The sequence below is a fragment of the Desulfitobacterium sp. genome, from assembly GCF_982384815.1.
This window is the reverse complement of the sequence record NZ_CEVWNY010000178.1, coordinates 1-2,654: the sequence shown is the minus strand read 5'-3', so window position 1 is coordinate 2,654 and position 2,654 is coordinate 1. Positions and strand designations below refer to the sequence as shown.

Genomic DNA, 2,654 nt, shown 5'->3' with positions numbered 1-2,654 from the left:
AACTATAAATACTCACCTTAGTCCCTCCTCACCATTTTACCAGGGTTGATACGATAGTCAGGGTCACAGGCTTCTTTGATATCCCGGAGAAGTTTTACCCCGGCTTCGCCGAATTCTAAAGGCAGGAACTTGGCTTTAGCCATACCGATACCGTGTTCTCCGGAAAGGGTACCGCCTAAGGATACGGCCACTTCAAAGATTTCCTCGACAGCCTTTTCCACCCTTTTCATTTCCTCGGGATTATTTTCATCAGTCAAAATGGTCGGATGAAGGTTGCCGTCCCCGGCATGACCAAAGGTACCGATCAAGAGGCCGTATTTATCAGCAATAGCCCGAATGGCTTTGATCATGTGGGGGATTTTGCTGCGGGGTACGGTGGCGTCCTCTAAAACAGTGGTAGGTTTGCGTTGAGCCAAGGCGGGGAGAGCATTCCGACGGGCAAACCAGATCTTATCCCGCTCTTCATCGGTCTTGGCAATATTGACTTCTACAGCCCCTTCTTCTTTGAGAATTCTCTCAACTAAGGTAGCTTCACGTTCGACAGCTTCCTTGTAACCATCCACTTCGCAGAGAAGGATTGCTTCAGCGTCCACAGGAAGGCCGGCATGGGTGAAGTTTTCCACGGTGCGGATGGTGATGTTGTCCATGATTTCCAGGGTAGCGGGAATAACTTTATTGCGAATAATTGCCGAAATAGCATTGCCGGCTTTATCAATATCATCAAAGACTCCGAGCAAGCTCTTCTTGGCTTCCGGCACCGGATTGAGCTTGACAAGGATCTCGGTGATAATGCCGAGGGTTCCTTCGGCACCGGTGAATAGAGCGGTCAAATCGTAACCGGTCACATTTTTAACGGTTTTGCCGCCCCATTTGATGATATCGCCGTTGGCACGAACCAGTTTCATGCCCATGACATAGTGCTTGGTTACGCCATATTTCAGTCCGCGCAGACCGCCGGAAGATTCGGAAACGGAGCCGCCCATGGTAGCGGTTTTTACTGTACCGGGATCGGGGGGATAGAAAAGGCCATGCTCTAAGGCCGCGTCGTTTAAGTCCTGAATGATGACACCGGGTTGAACGGTTGCGGTCAGGTTCTCGGCATCCACTTCGATGATTTGATTCATGTGCAGCATGGACATCACAATCCCACGGTCAATGGGGATCGTTCCGCCACTTAAGTTAGTTCCTGACCCCCGAGGATAAACGGGAAGGTCATACTTGGTAGCGATCTTCATGACTTCCGAGACTTGTTCGGTAGTTTTCGGGGTAATAAAAACATCCGGAGTTTCGTGAGGCATAGCCGCAGTAGCGTCATAGGAGTATGTCAAAAGTTCCTCATGCTCAGTGACGACATTCTCCTTTCCCAGGGCTTGGATGAGTTCATTCAAAGCTTCCGCTTTCAACATAGCAAAAAATCCTCCTTAAAGATGGAATTGAATAAATGAATAAGCTATAATTAATACATGAGTTAGTGGTCTGACCATAGTATGATACGTCATGTTACTATAATATTGTATTCGTTAATATCTGATAAATTCCTACATTGAGAAAAAAAGAACTTTGTAACAAAAGAAAATCTTCAGATTTTAATTTTTCAACATTATTTAACCTCTTCCGAGTGGATGTGGTATAATTTGAAATACAGGCAAAATAAAAATAATTAAAACATTTTATGCAGATATGGTTCTGCCTTCGAAAAAGGTTCTTCCTTCGAAAAAGGTTCTTCCTTCGAAAAGATTCTTCACTGCGTTCAGAATGACACGATGTTCCAGCCCTTGTCATGCTGAGCGTCAGCGAAGTATCTTGGCCAAATTATCTTGGCCAAATTATCTTAGCCAAATTATCTTAGCCAAGCTATCTTAGCCGAATTATCTTAGCCGAATTATCTTAGCCAAATTATCTTAGCCGAATAATCTTGGCCAATTATCTCGACCGAATAATTTTTCGTTTTTTTCAGTGATGTACATAGTGGCATGGAAGTCTGAATAGCGTGGACATAAGGCGCAGAATTTGAGAGGTACTGGTATGGATATTCGACCGATTAAAAGCAAGCGGACTACGGAGATTATTTTAGAACAAATTAAAGCCCTTATCATAAAAGGGGAGCTTGCTCCCGGAGATAAACTTCTTACGGAAAATGAACTGGCGGAACGTTTTCAGGTATCGCGAACCTCGGTCCGCGAAGCTTTGGCTGCCCTCAGTCTAACGGGGATTTTGGAGATACGCCAGGGGGGTGGCATTTTTGTTAAAGCCAATCCCTCCAACGCCGTTATTGAGCCCTTAAGCTTTATTCTTCTATTAGAAAAGGATAAACTCCAAAACATCTTAGAAGTCCGCAAGGCTTTAGAGGTGGAGGCAGCCGGCCTAGCTGCTATGCGGCGCAAGGATGAGGATCTGGCGATTCTGAAGGAACTTATCGAGCAGATGGAGGAAGATCTCCCTGAGGCTAAGAACAGTGAGACCCTTGATTTAAAATTTCATCTAACCCTAGCTAAAGCCAGTGAGAATCCCCTTCTGGATCGGATGATGAATACAGTCCAGGAAATTATGGGGCAGACTTTGCAAGTGACTCGTGCCCTTTGGATTTCCGCTACAGAAGGAACCACCTCCCGGCTTCTTGAGGAACATTGCAATATTTATCAAATGATTCGGGA

At 45.4% G+C, this 2,654-nt stretch carries 2 protein-coding genes; one reads left to right on the top strand and one right to left on the bottom strand.

Translation table 11 applies throughout. The features are described 5' to 3' along the window. Positions 1–17: 17 nt before the first annotated feature. Entirely contained in the window at positions 18–1,406 is a 1,389-nt protein-coding gene (locus AC1U9U_RS15815) for an FAD-binding oxidoreductase (protein ID WP_479961509.1), read from the bottom strand. Between the two features lie 619 nt (positions 1,407–2,025). Here AC1U9U_RS15815 and AC1U9U_RS15810 point away from each other — a divergent pair. Beyond that, the coding region (locus AC1U9U_RS15810) for a FadR/GntR family transcriptional regulator (protein WP_479961508.1) at positions 2,026–2,654 on the top strand (629 nt) is incomplete at its 3' end.

Coding starts and splice junctions, on each gene's coding strand:
- AC1U9U_RS15815 (WP_479961509.1), bottom strand. CDS start 1,406: ATGTTGAAAGCGGAAGCTTTGAATGAACTCATCCAAGCCCTGGGAAAG.